This is a genomic window from Spirillospora sp. CA-294931, from assembly GCF_050946795.1.
Classification (GTDB): domain Bacteria; phylum Actinomycetota; class Actinomycetes; order Streptosporangiales; family Streptosporangiaceae; genus Spirillospora.
This window is the reverse complement of the sequence record NZ_CP192006.1, coordinates 4,896,061-4,919,457: the sequence shown is the minus strand read 5'-3', so window position 1 is coordinate 4,919,457 and position 23,397 is coordinate 4,896,061. Positions and strand designations below refer to the sequence as shown.

Below are 23,397 nucleotides of genomic sequence, written 5' to 3'. Positions count from 1 at the left end.
CCGCCGTCCCACCGGGACGGCGGCCCGGAGCCGCCTTGACCGCCGTCGCATCGCCCCGGCGGGTCCCACCCCCGAGGACTTTGCGTGCTGAACCTTCTCGTGCGGCCCCAGGCCCGGCCGCCGGCCGCGCCCGCCCGGCCCAGACCGGTCCGGGAGCTGCTGCTGATCATTGTGCTGTTCGCGGTCTACAAGGCCGGACGCCTGGCGGCGAACGGCCGCGTGTCCGACGCCTTCGCCAACGCCCGCGACGTATGGCGGCTGGAGCGCGAGCTCGGCCTGCCCGACGAGAGCGCCCTGCAGCGGCTGCTCCTGCACAGTGACGCCCTCATCCACCTGGCCAACGCCTACTACGCCTACGTGCACTTCCCCGCGACGGCCGCGTTCCTGCTGTGGATCTACCTGCGCAGGCCGGGCCACTACCGCTGGATCCGCTGGACGGTCGTCGCCCTCACGGCCTCGGGCCTGGTGCTGCACGTGCTGGTCCCGCTGGCCCCGCCGCGGATGCTGGGCGACATCGGGATGATCGACCTGGGCGCCGCGTACGGTCCGGGGGTGTACGGGGCGCCGCAGACCGACACGATCTCCAACCAGTACGCCGCGATGCCGTCGCTGCACATCGGCTGGGCGCTGATCGTGGCGGTCGGGCTCATCGTCGCGACGGGGAGCCGGTGGCGCTGGCTGTGGCTGGCGCACCCGATCATCACGAGCGCCGTGGTCGTGGCCACGGCCAACCACTACTGGCTGGACGGCGTGGTGGTCGCGGCGATCCTCGGCGTGGTGCTCGCGGTGTTCAGACCACCGGTGCTCGCTCGGATTCCCGGCGCCGCGAAACCCTGACCCGGTCCCGAGAGCACGCCCGGTGGATGCCGGACGTGCTCTCGATGATCGTGGCCCCGGGGATCACCTCTCGGGGACGGCTCCCAGCGTCTGGAGCAGGTCGCCGACCGGCTGGATCTTCTCGTAGAGCAGCAGGACGGGCTCGCCCGGCCCCGCCAGCGCCAGCGCGTAGGTCAGCGCGCCCTTGAGGTCGCCCGCGGGCTGCCAGCGGACGTCCGCCCGGCCCTCGGCCAGGCCCTCCTCGATCAGCCGGGTCATCTCGCCCGGACGCCGCCCGCGCAGGTCCTCGTCCTCGTAGACGACGACGCGGCCGAACGCCGCGGCGACCTCCCGCGCGGTCTCGACCACCAGCTCGTCGCCCCGGTCGCCGGGCAGCGTCACCGCCGCGACGCCGTGCGGCCCCCACTGCCGCGCGATCAGCTCGCCGATCGCGGCGACGGCCGCCGGGTTGTGGGCGTAGTCGACCACCACGGGGTTGTCGCCGATGCGGTACACGCAGCCGCGTCCCGGGTTGAGGTCGTGCGGGTCGAACGAGGCCAGGGCCCGCGCCAGCACCCCGGCCGGGACGTCCAGCGCCCGGCACGCCGCGCAGGCGGCCAGGGCGTTAGCGATCACGTGCCCGGCCCGTCCGCCGAACGAGCCCGCGACCTCGGCCGCGGGAACCAGCGGGACGCGGCCGCGATCGCCGGTGCCCTCGGTCAGCCAGCCGTTCTCCACGAAGTAGGCGGTGCCGCCCCGCGCCAGGTGGCGGGCGATGACGGGCCCGTCGGGCGAGAGCCCGAAATAGGTCAGCTCGGGATCGCCGTCCAGGACGCCCTCGCGGTCGGCGAGTCCCGCCGCGTTGGGGTCGTCGGCGCCCAGCACCAGCCGTCCGCCGGGCCTGATCTCCTCGGCGACCAGCGCCTTGGCCTCGATGAGGTGCTCCAGCGACACCATCTCCCCGGGGCCGAGGTGGTCGCGGGTGATGTTGGTGACGACGGCGACGTCGGCGCGGTCGTAGCCGAGACCGCGCCGGACGATGCCGCCCCGCGCCGTCTCCAGCACCGCCGCCTCGACCGTCGGGTCGCCGAGCACCATCTCGGCCGAGCGCGGGCCGGACGCGTCCGCCCGGAGGGTCAGACGGCCGTCCAGATAGACGCCGTCAGTGCTGGTCATGCCGGTGCGGGTGTCGTTCTCGCGCAGCGCGTGCGCGATCATCCGGACCGTCGTGGTCTTGCCGTTGGTGCCGGTGACCGACACGATCGGCACCCGCGACGGCGTCCCCGGCGGGTAGAGCACGTCGATGATGTTCCCGGCCACGTCGCGCTTGGGGCCCTCGTAGGGCGCCAGGTGCATCCGCAACCCGGGGGCCGCGTTGACCTCCAGGATCCCGGCCGCGCCGCGCTCGGCGGGCGGCGGCGCCGCGATGTCGGGCAGCCGCAGGTCCAGGCCGCAGACGTCCATGCCGATGGTGGCCGCCGCGCGGACGCACAGCGAGGCCACGCTCGGGTGGACGGCGTCGGTGACGTCCCGGCTGGTGCCCCCGGTGGAGAGGTTGGCGTTGCGCCGCAGCCACACGACCTGGCCCTCGGCCGGGACCGTGGCGGGCCCCTGCCCCTGGCGCGCCAGCCGTTCCAGCTCGGACGGGCCGAGCTGGAGCCGGGTGAGCGGCCGGTCGTGCCCGACGCCCCGCGCCGGGTCGGCGTTGACCCGCTCGACCAGCTCGGCGACCGTCGCCAGGCCGTCGCCGACGACGTGCGCGGCGGTCAGCTCGGAGGCCGCGACCATCCGGCCGCCGACCACGAGCACCCGGTAGTCGTTGCCGGGGATGTAGGTCTCGACGAGCACGTCCCCGCCGTTGTCCCCGGACGCCGCCAGGAACGCCGCGGCGACGTCGGGCGGGTCGGACAGCTCGATGTGGACGCCCTGCCCGTGGTGTCCCGCCAGCGGCTTGACCACCACGGGGCCGCCGAGGTCGCGCAGCGCCTCCAGCGCCTCGGGCACGCTGGTCACCAGCCGTCCGTCGGGGATCGGCAGGCCCGCCTCCGACAGCAGCCGGTGCGCCAGCCGCTTGTCGGCCGCGATCTCCATCCCGATCGCCGAGGTGGCGTCGGTCATCGCGGCCCAGACCGAGCGGCGGTGCCGTCCCTGGCCCAGGTGCAGCAGGTTCAGGTCGCCGACCCGCTTGACCGGGATGTCGCGCTCGCGCGCCGCGCGGGCGAGCGCGGCCGTGCTGACGCCCAGCCGCGTCCCCTCGTACTCGGCGGCGATCTCGTCGAGCTCGGGCCGCAACGCGGGCGCGCCCCCGCGCAGCAGCGTCGTCACGGTCCGCACGGCCAGGCCGAGCAGCCGTTCGACGACCGGGCTGCACGCGGGCTCGTCGCGCGGGCACTCCAGGATCAGGTCGTAGCGTCCCGGCGCCCCGGCCCGCGTGGTGCGGCCGAAGTAGGCGTCCCGGCCGATCATCCCCGACAGCTCCAGCGTCAGGTGCTCGGTGACGTGGCCGAAGAACGTTCCCCGGGCCATCGCGTCCAGGAGCCCGCCGGGCCGTCCCGCCGAGCAGTGGTGGGTCGCCAGGCCGGGGACGGTCTCGACCAGCCGCTCGGCGAAACCGGGATGGTCGGTCGTCTCGCGCTCGGTCAGCGGGCCCAGCTCCAGCCGGGCGATCGCCACGGGCCGCGACGACAGATAGACGTTGGGCGCGCCGAGGCGCCTCACATGTTCCAGACGCACCGTCAGTCCACCTCTCCGCGCATCCGGCCGATCGCCGGCTTGCGTTCGGTCATCTCGAACCAGCAACCACCGGGGAGAAGGTGCAGGTACACGTCGAACAGGGCCATCGGCTCGTCGTCCTCGGCCGCGTAGGCGACCGTGGACTTGTGGGCGTCCACCACGGTGACCACGCCGGTGCCGACGACGTCGAGCCGGTCGCCGTCCACGACAACGGCGGTGTCCTCGTCGATGCCCAGGCCCAGCAGCCTTATATCGAGCGAGATCCCGCTGAGCAGGCGGGGAAGCCGCCCGCGCTCGTTGAAGTGCATGTCGATGAGCACGTTGTCGAGCAGGCCCAGGCCGGGCCCGATGCGGACCGTGGACGCCGCCACCTCGTGGCCCTGGCCGCCCAGGATCATCCAGTGGCCCATCGCGGTCGCGCCGGCGCTCGTCCCGGCCACCACCAGCCCGTCCTCGGCCAGCCGCCGCAGCAGCAGGTCGTTGGTCTTGGAGCCGACGAGCGTCCTGATGCGCGACTGGTCGCCGCCGCTGAACAGGATGCCGGTGGCCGACTCCAGGGCGTCCAGCGTGGCCGGGTCGTCGGACGCGGCGCGCCCGAGCAGCCTCAGCTCGCGGACCGCGGCGACGCCGAGACGGCCGAACACCGCGGTGTACTCGGCGCTGACCTCCTCGGGGATCTCCGTGGCGGTCGTGACCACCACGATCCGCGCGTCCTCGTTGCCGGACAGCTCGACGAAGGTCTCCAGCGGGCCCGAACCGCATGTCCGGTTCTCGGCCCCTCCAATGATCAGCAACCGGCCCTTACGGCCGGTACCCCCGGTTTTGTCTGTCACATGGGCTGCTTACCCTTGAATGCGTACGGTAGTCATTTGACCCCGGAGGGCATTCATGGGCGAATCGGACCTGCGGGACGCGGTACGGGCGGGCCTGCCCCGGTATCGGTCGCGGCTGGCCGAGCTGGTGGCGGTCGATTCGGGCAGCGCCGACACCGACGGCGTGAACCTGGTCGCCGGGCTCGTGGCCGGGTACGCCCGCGAGGCCGGTTTCGCGTCCGAGACCCTCCCGCTGGCCGACGGGCGCTCGGGTCTGGTCGTCCGGCGGCGCGGCGGCGGGCAGGTGAAGATCGTCCTGTCGGCCCACATGGACACCGTCTTCCCTGTGGGCACGGCGTGCGAGCGGCCGTTCCGGGTGGACGGCGACCGCGCCCGGGGGCCGGGCGTGTGCGACGACAAGGGCGGGCTCCTGGCCGGGCTCGCGGCCATGGAGGCGCTGGTCCGGGCCGGGCGCGAGCGCTACGGAGAGGTCGCCCTGGTGTGCTCGCCCGACGAGGAGATCGGCTCCCCGCTGGGCCGCGCGGTCCTCGAACGCGAGGTGCGTGACGCCGCCGCCGCGCTCTGCCTCGAATGCGCCCGCGAGAACGGCGACCTGGTCTCCTCACGCAAGGGCGTCACCGAGATCGAGGTCCTGCTGGCCGGACGCGCCGCGCACGCGGGCATCGAACCCGAGAAGGGCGCCAGCGCGGCGCTCGCCGCCGCCCGCCTCACCCTCGCGTTCCAGGCCCTCAACGGCACCGGGTCGGGCGCCACGGTCAACGTCGGGGTGCTGAGCGCGGGCATCGCGGCCAACGTCGTCCCGGCGTCCGCCCGCCTGGCCGTCGACGTGCGGGGCGAGCGCGCCGGGGCCTTCCGCGCCACGGCCGACGCGATCGCCCGCCTGGCCGACGAGCACGGCGTCCCCGGGGTGACGGCCACGGTGACCGAGCACGCCCCCATGCCTCCGTGGGAGAAGGGCCCGGCCACCGCCGCCCTGGTCGCGCTCGCCGAGCGCGCGGGCCGCGCGGCCGGCGTCCCCGTCCGCGACGCCGCCACCGGCGGGGGCGCGGACGCCAACCTGATCGCCGCGACGGGCGTCCCGGTGCTCGACGGCCTCGGCCCGGTCGGCGGCGCCGACCACACCCCGGACGAATGGCTCGACCTCGCCTCGGTCCCGTCCCGCGTCGAGTTCCTGGCCCGCCTCATCGACCTCGTCGCGGCCTGACGACTTGTCTCACATGTCGGTGACAATGAAGTCTGCCGGTAATTGGTATGACGTGCCCGGTCTGTCGGGAATGATGAGGGAGTGATGATCCTGAGGCTCCGTGAACTGACGCGCACCGCGGGGACGGCACGGCCGTGAGCGACATCCCGCGCCGCGCCGTCACCCGCACCGCCAAGCTGGCGTCCCTGCCCATCGGCTTCGCCGGACGGCGGGCGATCGGCCTGGGCAAGCGCACGCTGGGACGTCCCGCCGAGACGGTGGCGCTGGAGGTCCAGCGGCGCACCGCCGAGCAGCTGTTCCGGGTGCTGGGCGAGCTCAAGGGCGGCGCGATGAAGGTCGGCCAGCTGCTGTCGATCTTCGAGGCGGGTCTGCCCGAGGAGCTCGCGGGGCCGTTCCGCGCCAGCCTGACCAAGCTCCAGGAGTCGGCGCCCCCGATGCCCGCCGCCACCACGCACCGCGTGCTGGCCGAGGGGCTTGGCGACGACTGGCGCGAGATGTTCGCCGAGTTCGACGACGCCCCGGCCGCCGCGGCGTCCATCGGCCAGGTGCACCGCGCGGTCTGGCACGACGGGCGCGACGTCGCGGTCAAGGTGCAGTACCCGGGCGCCGGGCAGGCGCTGATGAGCGACTTCAACCAGATCTCGCGGCTCAGCAGGCTGATCACGCCGCTGTTCCCCGGCGTGGAGGTCAAGCCGGTCGTCGCCGACCTCAAGCGGCGCCTGGAGAAGGAGCTCGACTACGTCGACGAGGCCCGTGCGCAGACCGCCTTCCACGACGCCTATGCCGGCGACCCCGACTTCCTGGTCCCCGCCGTGGTCGCGCAGTCGGGCAACGTCCTGGTCACCGAGTGGCTCGGCGGGACGCCCCTGGCGAAGGTCATCGCGGCCGGTACCCAGGAGGAGCGCGACCGCGCGGGCCTGCTGCTGTTCCGGTTCCTGCTGTCGGGCCCGGCCCGCTGCGAGATGATCCACATCGATCCGCACCCGGGCAACTTCCGGCTGCTGCCGGACGGCCGTCTGGGCGTCATGGACTTCGGCGGCGCCGCCCGCGTCCCGGCCGAGCTCCAGTGGTCGATCGGCCGGATGCTGCGCATCGGGACGCTGGGCGACGGCGACGAGATCGTCCGCGTCGCGCGCGAGGAGGGCTTCCTGGCCCCCGAGGGCGAGGTCGACCCCGAGCAGCTGGCCGCCATCGTCGCCCCGCACACCGAGCCGTTCGCCGAGGAGCGCTTCCGCTATAGCCGCGAATGGCTGCGCGAGCAGACCGCGCGGGGCGTCGGCCTGGCCACCGACATGCGCTCCAGCGGGCTGGCCCGCCAGCTCCGGCTCCCGCCGCAGTACCTGGCGGTGTCGCGGGCGATGGCCGGATGCGGGGGAGTGCTGTGCCAGCTGGGGGCCGAGGGCGCCTTCCGGGCCGAGGCCGAGCGCTGGCTGCCCGGCTTCGCCGACGGCGACGGCCCCGACGAGGAGGCCGAGGCGACGGCGTGACCGCTAGCCCAGCGCCTTGGCCTCTTCCTCCTCGACCTGGCGGTTCCAGTCGCGCTTGGACGACTGCCAGCCGTCCTCGTCGCGGCCGGTGCGCCAGTAGCCCGAGATCGACAGCCGCTCCAGCGGGATGCCGCGCTCGACCCGCAGGTGGCGGCGCAGCTCCTTGACGAAGCCCGCCTCGCCGTGGACGAACGCGTGCACCTCGCCCTCGGGGAACTCCAAACCCTTGACCGCGCCGACCAGCTTCTGGCCGACCGGTGACGCCCCCCGGTGCAGCCACACGATCTCGGCGTCGCCGGGGGTCTTGAGGTCCTGCTCCTCCTCGGGGCCCTCGACCTCGACGAAGACGCGCGTGGGCGCGCCCTCGGGGATGCGCTCCAGCGAGGCGGCGATCGCGGGCAGGGCGCTCTCGTCACCGGCCAGCAGGTGCCAGGCTGCGTCCTCGCGGGGCGCGTAGGCGCCGCCCGGTCCGACGAAGAGGAGTGGATCGCCCGGCTTCGCGGCGGCGGCCCACGGCCCCGCCAGGCCCTCGTCGCCGTGGTAGACGAAGTCGAGGGTCAGCTCGACCAGGTCGGGGTCCCAGGCGCGCACCGTGTAGGTGCGGGTCGTCGGCCAGTCCTCGCGCGGCAGCTCCGCGCGGGCCTGCTCCAGGTCGAGCGGCTCGGGATAGTCCACGCCGGGTTTGAAGAAGAGCAGCTTGACGTAGTGGTCGGTCCATTCGCCCGCGCCGAATCCCGCCAGCTCGTCCCCGCCGACGACCACCCGGATCATGTGCGGGGTGAGCCGTTCGGTCCGCAGGACCTTGGCCCTGTTCAGCTTCCGTCCCTTGCGCGGCTTCTCGTCCGCCATGGCGTGCCTCCCGATTCCCCGTTAGTTAGGTAAGCCTAACTTACCTTGAGGATCGGGAGGCCCGCCGGATCTTTCGTGATCAGCGCTGCCGGGACGGACGGGTGCGCGCCACCTCGGCCGCCAGCGCCTCGAACGCGGCCTCGGTCTCGTTGTCGCCCGCGAGCGCCGCCAGCTGGTTCTTGGCGATCACCACGCCGTGCTTGGGCGAGACGTAGATCTTCTGACCGCCCAGGCCCTCGGCGGCGTAAGAGCCGTCGTTGCCCCAGATCCACCAGTGCAGACCGTAGCCCGGGTAGGTCGTGGACGACGGCCGGGTCGACTCCTTGACCCACGGGCCCGGGACGACCTGCCGCCCGGCGGCGGTGCCGTCGCGCAGGAACAGCAGTCCGAACCGCGCGAAGTCGCGGCTGGTGGCGTAGTAGCAGCAGTAGGCCATGCTGTTGCCGTTGGAGTCGTTGCCCAGGTGGGCGCTGGACTCCATTCCGGCGGGCTTCCAGAGCTTCTTCTCGACGTACTCGTGGTACGGCGTCCCGGTGGCGCGGGCGATGACCCAGCCCAGGACGAAGGAGTTCATGGAGGTGTAGTTGAACCGGCTGCCCGGCTCCCAGCCGCGCACGCGCGCCGCCGCCAGCTTCGGCAGCGGGTAGCCCAGGCTGGCCGCGACGTGGACGGGGGGAACGTCGGTGACCTCGTTCCACGTCACGCCCGACGACATCCGCAGCACGTTCAGCAGCGAGACGCCGTCGTAGCCCGAGCCGCGCAGCTCGGGCAGGTACTTGGTGACCGGGTCGTCGATGGAGTCGATGTGGCCCTCGTCCAGCGCGATGCCGAAGGCGGCCGAGGTGAACGACTTGGCGACCGACCACGACTGGAAGCGGGTGTCGCGGGTGGCGAACGAGTACCGCTCCATGACGATGTCCTGGCCGTCCAGCACGACGAAGCCCTGCGTGCCGGTGCGGGCCAGGTAGCTGTCGAGGGTGTGCTGCTTGCCTTCGTAGGTGTAGGTGACCGAGAGCTGGCGCGGGTTCACGCGCAGGGGGAGTGGCGTGCCGGACGGCTGGAGGACGTCGAACGCCGGGTTGGGCGCCTGCTGGAGCGTGGTCGCCGTGGGGGCGGGCGGACGGGGTGCCGCCTCCGCGGGGAGGGCTCCGGACAATGCGGTGACCGCGGTGAGCGTGGCGCCCGCCACCATGAGTCTGCTGTGCATCGAGCCTCCGGGGGGTGGTGTCGGGGTGGTGTCGGAGTGAGTCACACGCTGCACAGATCGTCCACGCCCGGCCGCTCCGAGTAAATGTGCGGACGCAACAGTTGTGAAACGATTGATTGTCCACTTCTCGCTAAAGACCGTCGGCGCCAGGGGTTGACCCGAGATCATCCAGATACTTACCTTCGCGGAAGTTGTGTCTCACGTCACAACGCTCCACGAGGAGGTAGGGCATTGGCTGAACGGCTGAGATTCTCCCCACTGGCCAAGGAGATGTCCGCGGAGTTCGCGGGGACGATGATCCTGATCCTCTTCGGCGTGGGCGTGGTCGCCCAGGTCGCGGCCGGGGGGATCGGCGACCACGACAGCATCGCCTGGGCCTGGGGGATCGGTGTCACGCTCGGCGTCTACGTGTCCGCGCGGATCAGCGGCGGGCATCTCAACCCGGCGGTGACGATCGCACTGGCCGTCTTCAAGCGCCTGTCGTGGAGCAAGGTCGGGCCCTACATCCTGGCGCAGACGACCGGAGCGTTCGTCGCGGCGCTGATCGTCCGGTGGAACTACACCGAGGTGCTGGCCAAGGCCGATCCCGGCCACACGATCAAGACCCAGGGCGTCTTCACGACGCTGCCGGGCAACGGCACGCTCCCGGTCAGCATGTGGGGCGGGCTGCGCGACCAGATCATCGGCACCGCGATCCTGCTGTTCATCGTCATGGCGCTCACCGACGCGCGCAACCAGGCGCCGCTGGCCAACCTCACCCCGGTGGTCATCGGCCTGCTGGTCGTGGCGATCGGCATGGCGTGGGGCACCGACGCGGGCTACGCGATCAACCCGGCCCGCGACTTCGGGCCCCGGCTCGCCCAGTTCCTGACGGGGTATGACGGGGCATGGCGAGATCAGTACGGCGACCTGTACTTCTGGGTGCCGATCGTCGGCCCGATCATCGGCGGGGTGGTCGGCGCCGGGCTGTACCTGTTCCTCATCGGGCGCAACCTGCCGCCGGAGGAGGAGCCCGAGGTCGCCGCGGCCGAGCGGGAGCCCAAGTACGACCCCTCGGCCTGACCCGCCGTTCGCCAGTCCCGAAACAGAAGGAGAGAGCCGGATGGCCGACTACGTCGGGGCGCTTGACCAGGGGACGACGAGTACCCGGTTCATGATCTTCGATCACGGCGGGAACGAGATCGCCCGCCACCAGCTGGAGCACGAGCAGATCCTGCCGCGCGCGGGGTGGGTGGAGCACAACCCCACCGAGATCTGGGAGCGCACCCGCGCCGTCATCCAGTCGACGCTGCACAAGGCGAACCTGCGCCACTCCGACCTGGCCGCGCTGGGCATCACCAACCAGCGCGAGACCACCGTGGTCTGGAACCGCCGCACGGGACGCCCGTACTACAACGCGATCGTCTGGCAGGACACCCGCACCGACCGGATCGCCTCGGCGCTGGAGCGCGACGGGCGCGGCGAGACGATCCGGCACCGGGCCGGGCTGCCGCCCGCCACCTACTTCTCCGGCGGCAAGATCCAGTGGATCCTGGAGAACGTCGACGGGGTCCGCGAGGACGCCGAGCGCGGCGAGGCCGTCTTCGGCAACATCGACACCTGGGTCCTGTGGAACCTCACCGGCGGGGTGGACGGGGGCGTGCACGTCACCGACCCCACCAACGCCAGCCGGACGATGCTGATGGACCTGGAGACCCTGGAGTGGGACGACCAGCTCCTGTCGTTCTTCGGCATTCCCCGGTCCATGCTCCCGGAGATCAAGCCGTCGTCCGCGCCCGACCCCTACGGGGTGACGCGTGCCGACGGCCCGCTGGGCGGCGAGGTGCCCCTCACCGGAGATCTGGGCGACCAGCAGGCGGCGACGGTGGGGCAGGTGTGCTTCGCGCCCGGGGAGGCCAAGAACACCTACGGGACGGGCAACTTCCTGCTGCTCAACACCGGGACCGAACTCGTCCGCTCCAAGGCCGGGATGCTCACGACCGTCTGCTACCGCTTCGGTCAGGACGCCCCGGTCTACGCGCTGGAGGGCTCGATCGCGGTCACCGGCTCGGCGGTGCAGTGGCTGCGCGACCAGCTCGGCATCATCTCCGGCGCGTCGCAGAGCGAGGCGCTGGCGCGGCAGGTGGAGGACAACGGCGGGGTGTACTTCGTCCCGGCGTTCTCGGGGTTGTTCGCGCCGTACTGGCGCAGCGACGCGCGCGGGGCCATCGTCGGCCTGTCGCGCTTCAACACCAACGCCCACCTGGCCCGCGCCACCCTGGAATCGATCTGCTACCAGTCCCGCGACGTGGTCGAGGCGATGCGGGAGGACTCGGGCGTCTCGCTCGACGTGCTCAAGGTGGACGGCGGCGTCACCGCGAACGAGCTGTGCATGCAGCTCCAGGCGGACATCCTCGGCGTCCCGGTCTCGCGGCCCGTCGTGGCCGAGACCACCGCGCTGGGCGCCGCGTACGCGGCGGGTCTGGCGGTCGGGTTCTGGCAGAACACCGACGAGCTGCGCAGCAACTGGAACGAGGCCAAACGCTGGCAGCCCGAATGGGACGAGGACCAGCGCGAGAAGGGGTACGCGGGCTGGCGCAAGGCCGTGGAGCGCACCTTCGGCTGGGTGGACGTGGACGGCGACGACTGACCGGACGAAGATGATCTAGAGTCGCATACCGTTCATTTCCCCCACCGAGAGGACTCCTATGTACCGACGTTTCGCCGGAGCAGCCCTGGCCGTCGCGGCGGGCGGCGCGCTGCTGACCGCCACGGGCGGGGCCGCCCAGGCCGCCGCGCCCTCGGCCCCCGCGCAGGAGCGGGGCAGGCAGGCGCCGGACTTCACGGGCATCGTGGCGCTCAGCAACTGCTCGGGCTCGCTGGTGCGCGGCCCGCGCACCAGCACCCGCGACAAGGCGCTGGTGCTCACCAACGGGCACTGCCTGGAGACCGGCATGCCCAAGCCCGGCCAGGTGATCGTCGACCAGAAGTCCACCCGCGCCTTCAAGCTGCTCGACCGCAAGGGCACCTCGGTGCTCGGCGAGCTGAAGGCCGCCAAGGTCGCCTACTCGACGATGACCGACACCGACGCCACCGTGTACCAGCTCGACACGACCTATGGCGAGATCAAGGCGAAGTACGGCATCAGCGCCCTGAAGCTGGCCGTGTCCCACCCGCGCGAGGGCAAGGACATCAGCATCGTCTCGGGGTACTGGAAGCGGATCTACACCTGCAAGATCGACGGCTTCGCCCACCGCGTCCGCGAGGCGGGCTGGACCTGGAAGGACTCCATCCGCTACACCCCGGCGTGCGACACGATCGGCGGGACCTCCGGCTCCCCGGTCGTCGACCACCAGACGGGCCAGGTCGTCGGCGTGCACAACACCGGGAACGACAACGGTGAGGAGTGCACGCTGAACAACCCGTGCGAGGTCGACGAGTCCGGGAAGATCACCGTCCGGAAGGGCATCAGCTACGGCCAGCAGACCTACCTGCTGGCCCGCTGCCTCGGCCGCGACAACGCGATCGTCCTGGACGCCAAGTGCGAGCTGCCCAGGCCCGCACGGTAGAAGGCACGGACAAACCGCCGCCGTCACCGAGGTGACGGCGGCGTTTTTGTTGGTTTTTGCCCGTCTTTCCGCAGGTGTTCTGATCTAGCATCGCGCTGCGGTCGGACGCGCCGTTCGGCGTGCCCTGACCGTTTCGGCCCCCACCGGCCGGCCCGCTCGCGTGTGCCGGCTCGCCCGAAAGGACCCGCCCCATGAAGACACGGTTCACCGGAGCCGCCCTCGCCGCCCTGGCGGCCGGCGCGCTCCTGACCGCGACCGGAAGCGCGGCCGAGGCCGCCGCGCCGCCCGTCCCGGTCAAGCAGCAGCAGGCCAAGGCGGTCGACTTCACCGCGATCGTCGCGCTCAGCAACTGCTCGGGCTCGCTGGTGCGCGGCCCCAAGTCGGCCGACACCGACCGGGCCCTGGTCATGACCAACGGCCACTGCCTGGAGAGCGGCATGCCCGGCCCCGGCCAGGTCATCGTCGACAAGGCGTCCTCGCGCACGTTCAAGCTGCTCAACAAGAGCGGGAGCTCGACGCTCGGCACGCTGCGCGCGACCCAGGTCGAGTACGGCACGATGACCGACACCGACGTGGCGATCTACAAGCTGGACACCACGTACGCGGCCATCCGCTCGCGGTATGCCACCGAGGCGCTCAAGCTGTCCACCGCCCACCCGACGGCGGGCAACGCCATCAGCGTGGTCTCGGGCTACTGGAAGCGGATCTACAACTGCAAGATCGACGGGTTCGTGTACCGCCTGCGCGAGGCCAACTGGACCTGGAAGGACTCCATTCGGTACACGCCCGAGTGCGACACGATCGGCGGCACGTCCGGCTCCCCGGTGATCGACCAGGCGTCCGGCCAGGTCGTGGGCGTCAACAACACCGGCAACAACGACGGTGAGCGCTGCACGCTGAACAACCCGTGCGAGGTCGACGAGGCCGGCAACGTCACGGTGCGCCACAACATCAACTACGGCCAGCAGACCTACCTGCTGGCCCAGTGCCTGGGCGCGGGCAACGACGTGGTGCTGGGCGGCACCTGCGCGCTGCCCCGTCCCCGGCGCTAGTCCGTCGCGGTCACCGGTTCCCGGTCGCGCTCCGCGCGCGGCCGGGAACCCCGGGCCATGAAGACCGCCATGACCGCCGCGGTCAGCGAGACCGCCGCCAGCGCCCAGCTGGTGCCCCACTCGGCGTGGCGGGTCGAGCCCTCGCCGTCCCGCGAGAGCGTCAGGAAGAGCGAGCCGATGGTCGCGATGCCGAGCACCTGGCCGATCTGCATCACGGTGAGCATCAGCCCGCTGCCGTCGGCGGTGTCCTCGGCCGGGACGTGGGTCAGCACCACGGTCAGCACGACCGACATCACTCCGAGGCCCATGCCCACGACGACGGTCGCGGCGAAGTAGAGCGGGCCGCCGCCCGCGAAGGGGCCGACCAGCAGGTAGCCCACCGCCGCGACGGTGTAGCCGATGGGGACCAGCCAGGCGTGCCGGTGCGCGGGCAGCCGCTGCCAGCGCAGGCTCACCAGGGCGAAGCCCAGGATGCTCGGCATGAACGCCAGCCCGGACGCCAGCGGCCCGAACCCCAGGTCGCCCTGGAGGTGCAGGGTCGTGGTGAACAGGAAGGCGCCCCAGGTCCCCGGGCCCAGCGTGGCGGTCACCAGGGCCGGGGGCAGGCCGGGGGAGCGCAGGATGCGCCCCGAGACCAGCGGACGCCCGCCCCGGCGCGACACCGCCCGCTCGACCAGCACGAACACCGGCAGCAGCGCGAGCCCGACCGCCAGGGACGTCCAGCCCCACGCGGGCCAGCCCAGCTCGTGCCCGAGGATCAGCGGGACGACGACCAGGACCGTCGCCGGGGTCAGCACCAGCAGGCCCGGCAGATCGAGCCCGGTACGTCGGCGCGGCTCGGCGGCGGGCAGGACCCGAGGCGCGATCGCCAGCAGCGCCAGCCCGATCGGCACGTTGACCAGGAACACCGAACGCCAGCCGAGGACGTCGGCGCTCAGCAGCAGCCCGCCCGCGATCTGCCCGGCGACCACGCCGCAGGAGATGACGGCCGAGTACGTCCCGAACGCCCGCGCCCGCGCGGCCCCGGTGAAGTTCAGCTGGATCAGGCTCATGACCTGGGGGCTCATCAGAGCGGCGCCCGTCCCCTGGAGGAACCGGAAGGCGATGAGCCACCCGGTTCCGGGCGCCAGGCCGCACGCCAGCGAGGCGGCCGTGAACAGGGAGAGCCCCACCAGGAACATCCGGCGGTGCCCGAAGAGGTCGCCCAGACGCGCCCCGGTGATCAGCAGGACGGCGTAGGCGATGATGTACCCGGCGACGACCAGCTGGAGCTCGGCACCGCTGGCGTTCAGGTCGGCCCGCAGGGTCGGCAGCGCCACGTTGACGATGTTGATGTCCAGCACGGCGGTGAACTGCCCGATCAGGACCACCGCCAGGATCAGCCCGCCGGAGGGACCGCGCCGCTCTCGCTCGGGAACACACGTCTTCCGGCCGGTCGTCTGGTGCGTCATGGGTAAAATGATCAAGGAGATTGCGTACTGGTAGTGAGAGCCTGCTGATACTGGTACCGGCAACACCAGGCAAGGAGGTGCCGCGTGGCCACGACCGCGAGGGCGGGGGCGGAACGCCGCACGGAGCTGGCCGCGTTCCTGCGCAGCCGCCGCGAGCGGATCACCCCCGAGGACGTGGGGCTGCCTCCCGGCCCCCGCCGCCGCACCCCGGGGCTGCGCCGCGAGGAGGTCGCGCAGCTCGCCGGGGTCGGGGTGACCTGGTACACCTGGCTCGAGCAGGGCCGTCCGATCAACGCCAGCGGCCAGGTGCTCGACGCCGTGGCGCGCACGCTCATGCTCGACCCGGTCGAGCGCGAGCACCTGTACCTGCTGGCCGAGGTGCCCGTGGCCGCCGCCGAGTCCACCGACCGGCTCGCCCCCGACCTCCAGGAGATCCTGGACGGCCTCGACCCGCTCCCGGCGGCGGTGGTCAGCCACCGCTCCGACCTGCTGGCCTGGAACCGCACCTTCGCCGCGATTTTCCCCGGCGTGGCCTACGCGCCGCCCGCCGAGCGCAACCTCACCTGGCTGATCTTCACGCTGCCGCCCTGCTGCAACCCGATCGCCGACATGGCGAAGGAGGCGCCGGTGCACGTGGCCACCCTGCGTTACCGCTACAGCCGCCACCTGAACGAGCCGGGCTGGAAGGACCTGGTCCGCCGGGTCAACGAGGCCAGCCCCGAGTTCGCCCGGCTCTGGGCCAAACGCGACGTCGCGCAGCCGACCGCCCAGCGCAAGGTGTTCCGGCACCCGGCCGTGGGCGAGATGTCGACCCGGCTCACCATCATGGAACTGGCCTCGCCCCGCCACTCCCGCGTGATCGTCTACACCCCCACCGACCAGCGCGCCCGTGACCGGATCGCGCGGCTCCTGGCCGACCCCGTCCTCGCGCGCGCCGACCACGAGCATTGATACGCGCTTGCCACGGGAGGGCGCTTCGGCCATCATCGGGCCCATGATCTACAGGAAGGGCGGTCACGGCCCGGGCCGTTGAGCCCCGCCGCCGCGCTTCTCGCGCATGTCGAACAGCTCGCCCACCCGCGCCGCATGCGGGAGCTGGCCCTGTTCGCCCGTGGGATCGCCGGTACACCCGAACTGCACGACCTTCTCGCCGATCTGGCCGCGCGCGGCCCCTACGAGCGCCGCGTCGCCCTGCACATGGCCATGGCCGTCCGCGACCTCGACCACGTGGCCCGCGCCCTGGCCGGTCCCGACCTGGATCTCCGCCGCGCCGCGCTGCGCGCCGTGCGGACGCTCCCCGTCCCGGACGACGACGCGGCCCGGGTCCTGGACGACGCCCCCGAAGTGCTTCGCCGGGCCTTCTACCGGACGCTCCTGCACGCCCGCAGGCACGCGCTGGCCGACCGGCTGCTGCCCGAGGTCCGCGAACGCTGGGGCGAACGCGAAGCCGCCGCGCTCCTGCCCGCCTGCGGTCCCGCCACGGTGGCGCGGTCGCTGGACGGCCTCGTCCACGCCGTCCCCTCCTGGCGGGCGATCGGCAAGCACCATCCGGGCCCGCTCCTGGACCTGGCGGAGCGGCGATGGATGGCCGTCCGGCATTGGACGCACGCCGCGCACGCCGACCCCGCACGCGTGCTCGCGCTCCTGGAGCGACGTGGGCTGGGACCGCGCGCCCAGCTGATCCCTGAGGCGTTCTTCGCGCTTCTCGCCCGAACGGATCCCGGCCGCACGGGACGGCTGCTGCTCGGTGATCGGAGGGGGCGGCGGCGGAGGCCCGGCAAGACGCTGCGGCGCTATCTCCGCTCCTGCCCCGACTCCGAGCTGCTGCGGGTCGTCCCGTCCCATGAGCACACCTTGGCGTGTTTGCTGGCGTCCCTGCCCGCGGGCAGGCGCGGGTGGATCTTCCGCGCGGCCGTGGAGCGCCGGGGCGGCCCGTTCCCGGGGCTCGGCGCGCTGCGCCTCCTCGACCTCCTGCCGCCCGCCGACGCGGCGGCCGAGGCGCGGCGGATGCTCGACTGGCACGGCTCGGTCTGGCACTCGGCCCGCGCGCGCCTGGACGACCCGGCCCTGCCATTGCGGATGACCGCGTACCTGCCCTACGACGAGGCGTCCGGCCCGCTCGCCGAGGCGGCGACCGACGGCGACCCGAGGCGCCGGGGCCCGGCCCGGACGCTCCTGGTCGAGTGCGCCGCCCGCACCGGCGACCCGGTCACCTTGACGGAGTGCGTCGGCGGCCTCGCCCCTCGGCTGCTGAACGAACGCGATCCGCTGCGCGGCGTGCTGCCCGAGGCCCTGGCTCGGGTGCGGCCGCACCTGCTGACGGGTGAACTCGTGCCCGACCTGCGGCGGCTCTCGGCCACCGCGATCGAGGCGAAGGACTCCTCGGCGGCCACCCGCCGCGCGTTCGGCGACCTGGCGGCCCGGGTGCTGAGGCATCTGGACGACCCCGCGCTGGTCTCGTGGGCGCTGGAGACCTGCGGCGCGGTCATCGCCCGTGACGGCGCCCGCGGGCGCCTCGACCTGATCCTGCGGCGCGGCCAGGAGCACGACCTGCTCGACGTGCTCCGCCCGCATCTCGACGCCGCACGCGAACGCGGTGACCTCACCCCGGCGATCTCGCTGGCGCGCGCCCTGCGGCGCAGGGCCTTCGGCATCGCCGAGCTCCAGGACGACCTCCGGACCGCCGCACCCGGCGATCGGGAGGCGGCCGCGCTCTGGCTGGCGGCCGGGGAGAGCGGCGGGTGCTCGAGCTGCTGGAGGCGGCGCCGTCGACGATCACCCTGCCGCGGGTGTGGAACGTCGTGGCCTCCCGCCGCACCGACCTCCTCCTGCCCTCCCTCGGGACCGAGGTCCCCGTCGTGGCCGGAGAGGAGCGGCGGTGGACACCGGCGCAGCGCGCGACGGTGCGCGCGCTGCTGGAGGAGGCGGCCGCCGACGCGTCCCGGACCTTCGACGAGCGGGACCGGGCGGCGCGGTCGCTGGCGGCGATGGCGCGGGCCGACGATCCGGCCACCGCCGCCCAGGCGCTCCTCGACCGGGCCGACGACCCGGCGGCGCGGGCGGCGCTGACCCGGTGCTGCCGGGCGATGCCGCCGTCCCGGCTCGGCCCGTTGCTCGACGCCGCGCTCACCGGTCCCGGGCACCGGGTCGGGGTGCGCAAGCTCGCCGCGCGGCAGCTCGAACGGCGCCGTCCGGCCGGGGCGGCCGACATCCTGCTGCGCGCCTGGGACGATCCGGGCCTGCACCGCGCCGTCCGGGCGGCGGTGGGCGGCGCCCTGCTCCAGATGCCCGAGGATCCGCGCTGCCTGGCGGCCCTGGACACGGCGTCAGGACGCCATGCGAGCGAGCCGCTGGCGCGCACGCTCCTGCGGGCCAAGCCGTCGGGCTACGCGCCGGACGACCGTCCCCGCGTCGCCGGGCTCATCCGGAACCTGCTCGTCGCGGCCGACGACCCCGGGGTGCGGTTCCGCGCGTCCAGGGCGTTCGCGGTGTGGGCCGAGTGGTACGCGGGCGGCCACGACGAGATCATCGCCGCGGCGGGCGATCCGGACGACCCGGCGGGGGAGGAGGAGACCGAGGTGCTGGCGGCGCTCGTCCGGCAGGGCCTGGTCCGTGACCCCGCGATCGAGGTGCTGCGGCGGCTCCTGGACGCCCCGCCGGGCACGGGCCCGCACCGGCGGATCGACGCCCTCGTCGGCTCTCTGACCCCCGGACACGGCGCGCCCGCGTACAGGAAGGAGCTCGCGCGCCGGGCCGCCGGTCTCCTGGGGGCACATCCGCTGCACCTCCCGCGGGCGGTCCGGCTCTCCGTCGAGCTTCTCCCCTGGGACGAGGACGGCCTGGCCGAAGCGCTCCCGGCGCTGGCGGCCATGCTCCGGGACAGGCCGGTCCTGGCCGCCAAGCTGTTCAGGGGGCTGCCCCTCCGGTTCCGGACGGCGGGCCCCGAGGGGCTCCTTCCCGCCGCCCGGAGCCTGGCGGGCGGCGGGGACCCGGTCGCCGAGCTGCTGGCCCTCACGATCGTGCGGTTCGGCGGGCAGGAGACCCGGTGGGCGCCGCCCTGGGCGGGGCTCCGGGACGTGCTCCGCTCGTCCGGGCACATCGACGTCCGTCAACTGGCATGGGACGAGCTGTAGTCACCCGCGCCGCTGCGCGGTGTACTGGAGCCCCGCGAACCCGGCCACGACCATCGCCTGCAGGACGGCCCACACGCCGCCGACCACGCTCAGCGACAGCCAGCCGGTCACGACCGCGACCACGCTGAGCACGCTCCACACGAGGTTCGCCTCGATCACGGCGGTGACGGCCATCCGGCGCGGCCGGACGGAGACCGCCCACACGGCGGCGGCGTAGGCCAGCAGGAAGGCCCCGATGACGCGGCTGTGGGCGACGTCCAGGCCGAGCAGGTCCTCAAGCGGCCCGGCCAGGGCGACGTAGGCCAGGCCGTTGGCGCCGGTCACCACGGCGTCCAGCCGGAGGGCGAGGCGGAGCAGACGCTGTCCGTCGGCGAAAAGTCCGCTGAGGGGGCTGGTGGCGGTCATGATGGTTCCTTCCGAAGTGCCTCATCGACATGACCGACGGTATGAGCGTCCAGGTAGCGGAGGCGATTACCTCGGGCGTAACGTGCGTTCCCGTCGCTAGGAGGATTTCGTGGGTGTGCTGTACGACTATTTCCGGGCTCCGGACGGCGAGACCGCGCTGCGCCTGATGGACCGGGACGACATCGCGCCGCTGAGCTCGGCCGAGGGCGGGCTCGACACCGTGGAGGGCAACGGGGTCGAACCCGGCGTGGCCCTCAGCCAGGCGCTGGCGTTCGGTCTCGGCGTGCCCTGGAGCGTCGACCTGGTCGACATCGCGCTGGTGTGGCCCAAGACCCCCTACGACGAGGGGGGCGAGGAATGGGAGTCGGGTGTCACCGTCATGCGGTTCTCCGACGAGGCCCGCGACGGGTTCGCCCACCTGGCCGACGCGGCGTTGCCGGAGATCGCCGACCGGTGGGCGGGCATCGAGGAGTTCGGCGGGACGGCCGAACCGGCCCACCTTCTCGACTGGCTGACGAGCCTGGTGGGGCTCGCCCGCAGGGCCGAGAAGGCGGGGGACGGCTTGTTCTGCTGGTCCTGCCTGTGAGCTAGCCCGCGGCGCTGAACGCGGCGGCGTTCTCGGCGGCCCACTGGGCGAACGTCCGGGCGGGGCGGCCGGTGATCCGCTCCACCGTCGGTACGACCGTGTAGCCCTCTTCGGGGGTGTTGCCGAGGGCCTCGATGAGGAAGGCCGCGATCTCGTCCGGCATGCCGTGGGACTTCCACATGGCGCGGGCCTGGTCGGCGGTCAGTTCCACGAAGCGGATGTCGCGGCCGATCGCCTCGCTGAGCAGCTCGACCTTGCGGGTGACGGTGATGGCCTCCGGGCCGGTGATCGTGTAGGTCTGGCCGCCGTGGCCGCCCTCCATCAGGACGGTCGCCGCCACCGCGCCGATGTCGGCCTCGTGCACCAGCGCGCTGAGCTGGTGGCCGAAGGGCCAGCGGACCTCGTCCCCGGCGGCGACCGAGGCCGCCCACCACTGGCGGGTGTTGCGCATGAACTCGACCGGGTTGAGCCGGGTGACCTCCAGCTCGCTGGCGTCCAGGAGCTTCTCCAGCTCGCCGTCCTCGCGTCCGCCCAGGATCGTCACGCGCCGGACGCCGCTCGTGACGGCCAGTTCCACGATCTCGGGGCCGGTGGTGAGCGCCGCGTAGGCGTCGCCCGCGAAGTTGATCAGGTGGACGGCCGTCACGCCCGCGAAGGCCGGGGCGAGCCCGGACGGGTCGGTGAGGTCTCCCGCGACGACCTCGACGCCGTCGGGCAGGTCGGCCTTGGCCGGGTCGCGCGTCAGCGCCCGCACCGGGGCGCCCGCCTCGATCAGGGCCTGGACCACGTGGCGGCCGACGGTTCCGGTGGCTCCGGTGACCAGGATCGTCATGGTGTTCTCCTCGATGCAATACGTCTGAACGGAATGTTCTGTTCCGATAGTAGCAGAACGGAATGCTTCATTCCAAGTCTCTGGGGATCCCGGCGTGACCTTTGCGGGCGTGTGGGGGCAAGATGCTGGAGGACAGTTTGCGGACAGCATGCGGACAAGGAGGTCCCCAGTGGTCGCGTTGCGCAGCTATGTTTCCGGGTCTTGGCAGGCACCGGCGGATGACGGAGTGCCGTTGCCGGACGCGGTGACCGGCGAGGAGGTGGCGCGGATCTCCACGGCGGGGATCGACCGGGCCGCCGCGCTCGACCACGGCCGCCGCGTCGGCGGTCCGGCGCTGCGCGAGCTGACCTTCCACCAGCGCGCCGCGCTGCTGAAGGCGCTCGCCTCCGCGCTGCGCGAGCACCGCGAGGAGCTCTACGCGCTGTCGGCCCGCACCGGCGCCACGCTGAACGACTCCAGGGTCGACATCGACGGCGGCATCGGGACGCTCTTCGGCTACTCCAGCAAGGGGCGCAGGGAGCTGCCGAACTCCACCGTCCTGGCCGAGGGCGCGCTCGAACCCCTCAGCAAGGAGGGGACGTTCCTCGGCCAGCACGTCTGCACCCCGCTGCACGGTGTGGCGGTGCAGATCAACGCGTTCAACTTCCCCATGTGGGGTCCGCTGGAGAAGTTCGCCCCGGCCTTCATCGCGGGGATGCCCAGCCTGATCAAGCCCGCGAGCCAGACCGCGTACCTGACGGTCCGGCTGGTCGAGCTGATCGTGGAGTCGGGCATCCTGCCCGAGGGCTCGGTGCAGCTGCTCACGGGCGACGCGGGCGACCTGCTCGACCACCTGACCGAGCAGGACCTGGTGGCGTTCACCGGGTCGGCGTCCACGGCCCAGTTGCTGCGCACCCACCCCACGATCGTGGGCCGCTCGGTCCGCTTCAACGCCGAGGCGGACTCGCTGAACGTGTCGGTCCTGGGCCCGGACGCCGCGTCCGGCACCCCGGAGTTCGACCTGTTCGTCAAGCAGCTGGTCGCCGAGATGACCTCCAAGGCCGGGCAGAAGTGCACGGCGATCCGCCGCGCGCTGGTGCCCGAGGCGCTGGCCGACGACGTCACCGAGGCCGTGCGCGAGCGGCTCGGCCGGATCGTGGTGGGCAACCCCGCCAACGCCGACGTGCGGATGGGCGCGCTGGCCAGCCTCGACCAGCGCGAGGAGGTCCGCCGCTCGCTCAAGGCGCTGCGCGACGCCGGGCGGGTGGTGTTCGGCGACCCCGACACCGTCGAGGCGGTCGACGCCGACCCCGAGCGCGGCGCGTTCATCTCCCCGGTGCTGCTGCGCGCGGACGACCCGTCCCGGGCCGAGCCGCACGAGGTGGAGGCGTTCGGGCCGGTCAGCACGCTGATGCCGTACCGGGACGCCGCGCACGCGGTCGAGCTGGCGGCCCGGGGCCGGGGGAGCCTGGCCGGGTCGGTGGTGACCGCCGACGACGGGTTCGCCCGCGAGGTCGTCCTCGGCATGGCGCCCTGGCACGGGCGCGTGCTGGTCCTGAACGCGGGCAACGCCAAGGAGTCGACCGGGCACGGATCGCCGCTGCCCGCGCTCGTCCACGGCGGTCCCGGCCGGGCCGGCGGCGGCGAGGAGCTGGGCGGTATCCGCGGCGTGCTGCACCACATGCAGCGCACGGCCGTCCAGGCGGGGCCCGACACGCTCGCGGCCATCACGGGCCAGTGGGTCACCGGCGCCCGGCGCTCGACCGGCGACGCGCACCCGTTCCGCAAGCACCTGGAAGACCTGCGCATCGGCGACACGGTCGTCGCGGGGCCGCGCACGGTGACGCTGGAGGACATCGAGCACTTCGCCGAGTTCACCGGCGACACCTTCTACGCCCACATGGACGAGGAGGCCGCCGCCGCCAACCCGTTCTTCGACGGCCGGGTCGCGCACGGCTACCTGGTCGTCTCGTTCGCGGCGGGGCTGTTCGTCTCGCCCGAGCCCGGCCCCGTCCTGGCCAACTACGGGCTGGAGAACCTGCGCTTCCTGACCCCGACCTACCCGGGCGACGAGCTGACGGTCACGCTGACCGCCAAGCAGATCATCCCCCGGGAGGGCGGCGACCACGGCGAGGTGCGCTGGGACACCGACGTCACCAACCAGGACGGCGCGTCGGTGGCCAAGTACGACGTGCTCACGCTGGTGGCCAAGCGGCCCACGGCCTGAGTCATGGGGTCGCGGCCTATACTCGTTCGGTAAAGCGAACGACGATCAGGTCGCG

Annotated in this window: 18 protein-coding genes; 11 read left to right on the top strand and 7 right to left on the bottom strand. The window is 72.9% G+C overall.

From position 1 onward, the window contains the following. Positions 1-84 precede the first annotated feature (84 nt). Positions 85-837, top strand: a complete 753-nt coding sequence (locus tag ACQPY4_RS22205) for a phosphatase PAP2 family protein (RefSeq protein ID WP_433323554.1) — start codon at positions 85-87, stop codon at positions 835-837. Positions 838-900: 63 nt separating this feature from the next. Here ACQPY4_RS22205 and cphA read toward each other — a convergent pair whose 3' ends face one another. Together cphA and ACQPY4_RS22195 are read right to left on the bottom strand one after the other, a co-directional pair. Then, a complete protein-coding gene (gene cphA, locus ACQPY4_RS22200; protein WP_433323552.1) occupies positions 901-3,549 on the bottom strand; it encodes a cyanophycin synthetase in 2,649 nt (882 codons plus the stop codon). Between the two features lie 2 nt (positions 3,550-3,551). Beyond that, entirely contained in the window at positions 3,552-4,382 is an 831-nt protein-coding gene (locus ACQPY4_RS22195) for a cyanophycinase (RefSeq protein WP_433323550.1), read from the bottom strand. Between the two features lie 55 nt (positions 4,383-4,437). Here ACQPY4_RS22195 and ACQPY4_RS22190 point away from each other — a divergent pair, with 55 nt between their 5' ends. Next, on the top strand, positions 4,438-5,586 hold the full coding sequence (locus ACQPY4_RS22190) for a M20/M25/M40 family metallo-hydrolase (protein ID WP_433323548.1): 1,149 nt from the start codon (positions 4,438-4,440) through the stop codon (positions 5,584-5,586). A 134-nt stretch (positions 5,587-5,720) separates the two neighbouring features. Next, entirely contained in the window at positions 5,721-7,073 is a 1,353-nt protein-coding gene (locus tag ACQPY4_RS22185) for an ABC1 kinase family protein (RefSeq protein WP_433323546.1), read from the top strand. 3 nt (positions 7,074-7,076) lie between these two features. Here ACQPY4_RS22185 and ACQPY4_RS22180 read toward each other — a convergent pair whose 3' ends face one another. Both ACQPY4_RS22180 and ACQPY4_RS22175 read right to left on the bottom strand, forming a co-directional pair. Next, positions 7,077-7,922 carry a siderophore-interacting protein gene (locus tag ACQPY4_RS22180; protein ID WP_433323544.1) on the bottom strand — a complete coding sequence of 282 codons (846 nt, stop codon included), beginning with the start codon at positions 7,920-7,922 and terminating at the stop codon, positions 7,077-7,079. A 79-nt stretch (positions 7,923-8,001) separates the two neighbouring features. Further along, the gene (locus ACQPY4_RS22175) at positions 8,002-9,129 is read right to left on the bottom strand and encodes a serine hydrolase domain-containing protein (protein WP_433323542.1); all 1,128 of its coding nucleotides are present in this window, start codon (positions 9,127-9,129) and stop codon (positions 8,002-8,004) included. Between the two features lie 231 nt (positions 9,130-9,360). On the opposite strand from ACQPY4_RS22175, the gene ACQPY4_RS22170 reads away from it, so the two are divergent. From ACQPY4_RS22170 to ACQPY4_RS22155, 4 genes are all read left to right on the top strand, one after another. Further along, on the top strand, positions 9,361-10,191 hold the full coding sequence (locus ACQPY4_RS22170) for an MIP/aquaporin family protein (RefSeq protein ID WP_433323540.1): 831 nt from the start codon (positions 9,361-9,363) through the stop codon (positions 10,189-10,191). Positions 10,192-10,231: 40 nt separating this feature from the next. Continuing rightward, positions 10,232-11,758, top strand: a complete 1,527-nt coding sequence (gene glpK, locus ACQPY4_RS22165; protein WP_433323538.1) for a glycerol kinase GlpK — start codon at positions 10,232-10,234, stop codon at positions 11,756-11,758. A 58-nt stretch (positions 11,759-11,816) separates the two neighbouring features. Further along, on the top strand, positions 11,817-12,677 hold the full coding sequence (locus ACQPY4_RS22160) for a trypsin-like serine peptidase (RefSeq protein ID WP_433323536.1): 861 nt from the start codon (positions 11,817-11,819) through the stop codon (positions 12,675-12,677). A gap of 191 nt (positions 12,678-12,868) precedes the next feature. Next, the gene (locus tag ACQPY4_RS22155) at positions 12,869-13,729 is read left to right on the top strand and encodes a S1 family peptidase (RefSeq protein WP_433323534.1); all 861 of its coding nucleotides are present in this window, start codon (positions 12,869-12,871) and stop codon (positions 13,727-13,729) included. On the opposite strand, the gene ACQPY4_RS22150 is transcribed toward ACQPY4_RS22155, so the two are convergent. Continuing rightward, positions 13,726-15,180, bottom strand: coding sequence for an MFS transporter (locus tag ACQPY4_RS22150; protein ID WP_433323532.1), 1,455 nt, complete (start codon positions 15,178-15,180; stop codon positions 13,726-13,728). The two genes, ACQPY4_RS22155 and ACQPY4_RS22150, sit on opposite strands and share 4 nt — an antisense overlap. Positions 15,181-15,264: 84 nt before the next feature. On the opposite strand from ACQPY4_RS22150, the gene ACQPY4_RS22145 reads away from it, so the two are divergent. Together ACQPY4_RS22145 and ACQPY4_RS22140 are read left to right on the top strand one after the other, a co-directional pair. After that, on the top strand, positions 15,265-16,131 hold the full coding sequence (locus ACQPY4_RS22145; protein ID WP_433323530.1) for a helix-turn-helix transcriptional regulator: 867 nt from the start codon (positions 15,265-15,267) through the stop codon (positions 16,129-16,131). Between the two features lie 78 nt (positions 16,132-16,209). Beyond that, positions 16,210-18,249, top strand: a complete 2,040-nt coding sequence (locus ACQPY4_RS22140; protein WP_433323528.1) for a hypothetical protein — start codon at positions 16,210-16,212, stop codon at positions 18,247-18,249. 1,064 nt (positions 18,250-19,313) lie between these two features. Here the strand turns inward: ACQPY4_RS22140 and ACQPY4_RS22135 are convergent. After that, positions 19,314-19,718 (bottom strand): hypothetical protein, encoded by a 405-nt coding sequence (locus tag ACQPY4_RS22135; protein WP_433323526.1) that lies wholly within the window; start codon positions 19,716-19,718, stop codon positions 19,314-19,316. Positions 19,719-19,827: 109 nt separating this feature from the next. Between ACQPY4_RS22135 and ACQPY4_RS22130 the strand changes: the two genes are divergently transcribed. After that, positions 19,828-20,304 (top strand): hypothetical protein, encoded by a 477-nt coding sequence (locus tag ACQPY4_RS22130; RefSeq protein WP_433323524.1) that lies wholly within the window; start codon positions 19,828-19,830, stop codon positions 20,302-20,304. A gap of 1 nt (position 20,305) precedes the next feature. On the opposite strand, the gene ACQPY4_RS22125 is transcribed toward ACQPY4_RS22130, so the two are convergent. Further along, positions 20,306-21,136 (bottom strand): NmrA family NAD(P)-binding protein, encoded by an 831-nt coding sequence (locus ACQPY4_RS22125; RefSeq protein WP_433323522.1) that lies wholly within the window; start codon positions 21,134-21,136, stop codon positions 20,306-20,308. A 148-nt stretch (positions 21,137-21,284) separates the two neighbouring features. On the opposite strand from ACQPY4_RS22125, the gene paaZ reads away from it, so the two are divergent. Next, a complete protein-coding gene (gene paaZ, locus ACQPY4_RS22120) occupies positions 21,285-23,342 on the top strand; it encodes a phenylacetic acid degradation bifunctional protein PaaZ (protein ID WP_433323521.1) in 2,058 nt (685 codons plus the stop codon). The last annotated feature ends 55 nt before the right edge of the window (positions 23,343-23,397 follow it).